The sequence below is a fragment of the Nonomuraea sp. NPDC049504 genome (assembly GCF_040676845.1).
GTDB lineage: Bacteria > Actinomycetota > Actinomycetes > Streptosporangiales > Streptosporangiaceae > Nonomuraea > Nonomuraea salmonea.
The window spans coordinates 1-1,906 of the sequence record NZ_JBFAPT010000081.1 but is presented as its reverse complement, the minus strand read 5'-3'; the positions used below and the strand labels follow the sequence as shown (position 1 = coordinate 1,906).

Genomic DNA, 1,906 nt, shown 5'->3' with positions numbered 1-1,906 from the left:
GCCGGGTCGTCGGCGCCCGGGGCCGAGACGACGATCAGGCCGTCGACCTGCGCGCCCAGCAGGGCGTCGATCACGGCGGCCTGGCGCTGCCCGTCGTAGCCCGAGTTCGCCGCGACCATCAGCTTGCCGGAGGCGGTGAGGGCCTCCTCCAGCCGCTGACCGAGGGCCGCGAAGTAGGGGTTGACCGTGTCGGGAAGGACGACGCCGACCAGGCCGGAGGAGCCGGAGCGCAGCGCGGCGGCCACCCGGTTGTGCCGGTACCCGAGCTCGGCCGCGGCGGCGATGACACGTTCCCGCGTGCGCGCCGCGACCGGCCGTGGCCCGCCGTTCACGACGTAGCTCACCACCGCGATCGAGGTCCCGGCGCGGCGGGCCACGTCGGCCATCGTCACCGCCATACCCGCTCCCTTCTTGACAGCTCACGTACGCGGCCACCATCGTTGCACCCGACACCGATTCTAAACGTTTAGACAACTGCCCCTTCACGGAGCCGTGATGAAACTGATCGTGGACACCGACACCGCGTCCGACGACGCCGTGGCGCTGCTGCTCGCCGCGCGCGACGAGAGCGCCGAGCTGGACGCGGTGACCACCGTCGCGGGCAACGTCCCGCTGCGGCAGGCCACCCGCAACGCGCTGCTCACCCTGGAAGTCGCCGGGATGGACGGCGTGCCGGTGTTCGAGGGCTGCGACCGCCCGATGGTGCGCCCGCTGTCCACCGCGCAGCCGGTGCACGGCGACGACGGGATGGGCGACCTCGGCCTGCCCGGGCCCGCGAGCCGTCCCCAAGCCGGGCACGCCGTCAACGTGCTGCTCGACCGGCCCCGTGAACGGCCGGGCGAGTACACGCTGGTCACCCTCGGGCCGCTGACCAATCTGGCCGCAGCGCTGCTGCGCGACCGCGACCTGCTGGGCCGCTACCGGCACGTGTACTGCATGGCCGGCGCGCCCGACGCGGTCGGCAACATCAGCGCGACGGCGGAGTTCAACGTCTGGGCGGACCCCGAGGCCGCGCAGGTCGTCCTCGCGACGGCCGATCCCGGCCGGGTCACCTGGATCGGCTGGGACGTCTCCCGGCGCGACGCGGTGATGACGCCGGCCGACCAGGAACGGCTGCTCGCCCTGGACTCCCCGCTGGCCGGTTTCACTCACCGGATCAACCGCAAGGTGACCGAGTGGGCCGCCCGGGTGACCGGGCTCTCCGGTTATGACCTGCCCGACCCGGTGGCCATGGCGGTGGCGCTGCGCCCCGGTCTGGTGGCCGAGCGGGAGACGGCGCACGTGCGGATCGCGCTCGGGGACGAGGCCCGGGGCCAGACCATGGTCGAGCGGCGGCTGACCGGCCCGCCGCCCAACGTCACCCTCGTCCGCCGCGTGGACGAGAAGGGCTTCAAGGAACTGTTGTTCGGCCTGCTGGCGCCGGAGGAGGCACGCGCATGACCGGCCGCTACGAACTGCACTGCCATCTCGACGGTTCGGTACGTCCCGCCACGGTCGCCGAGCTGGCCGGGCAGCAGGGCATCACGCTGGGCGCACCCGTCGAGTCGCTGGTGGTCGCCCCGCGCGAGTGCGGCGACCTGATGACCTACCTCACCTACCTCGACCCGATCCTGCGGGTGCTGCAGACCCCCGAGGCGCTGCGCCGGGCGGCGCTGGAGCTCGTGCACGACTGGCACGCCGACGGCGTCGTGTACGGCGAGGCCAGGTTCGCGCCGCAGCTGCACGGCGAGCGGGGCATGACCCTCGACGAGGCGGTCGAGGCGGTGGCCGACGGCCTGGCGGCCGGATCGGAGCAGACGGGCGTCCGCTGCGCGCTCCTCCTGTGCTGCCTGCGCCAGCAGCCGCCGGAGATCAGTGAGCAGGTCGTGGCCGCCGCGCTGCGCCACCGAGGATCGGTCGCCGGCGT

The 1,906-nt window shown here is 73.6% G+C and carries 2 protein-coding genes and 1 pseudogene; 2 read left to right on the top strand and 1 reads right to left on the bottom strand.

The window, feature by feature from the left end:
* A partial coding sequence (locus AB0K28_RS51675; RefSeq protein WP_364386065.1) for a LacI family DNA-binding transcriptional regulator occupies positions 1-398 on the bottom strand: 398 nt, incomplete at its 3' end.
* A gap of 97 nt (positions 399-495) precedes the next feature.
* On the opposite strand from AB0K28_RS51675, the gene AB0K28_RS51670 reads away from it, so the two are divergent.
* Together AB0K28_RS51670 and AB0K28_RS51665 are read left to right on the top strand one after the other, a co-directional pair.
* Positions 496-1,440: a nucleoside hydrolase gene (locus AB0K28_RS51670; protein ID WP_364386062.1), complete on the top strand. Its 945-nt coding sequence runs from the start codon at positions 496-498 to the stop codon at positions 1,438-1,440.
* Positions 1,437-1,906, top strand: a pseudogene (locus AB0K28_RS51665) (adenosine deaminase); the annotation flags it as partial. The gene AB0K28_RS51670 and the pseudogene AB0K28_RS51665, both read left to right, overlap by 4 nt.

Excerpts from the sequence above, each read along its gene's own strand:
- AB0K28_RS51670 (WP_364386062.1), top strand. The coding sequence starts at position 496 with ATGAAACTGATCGTGGACACCGACACCGCGTCCGACGACGCCGTGGCG.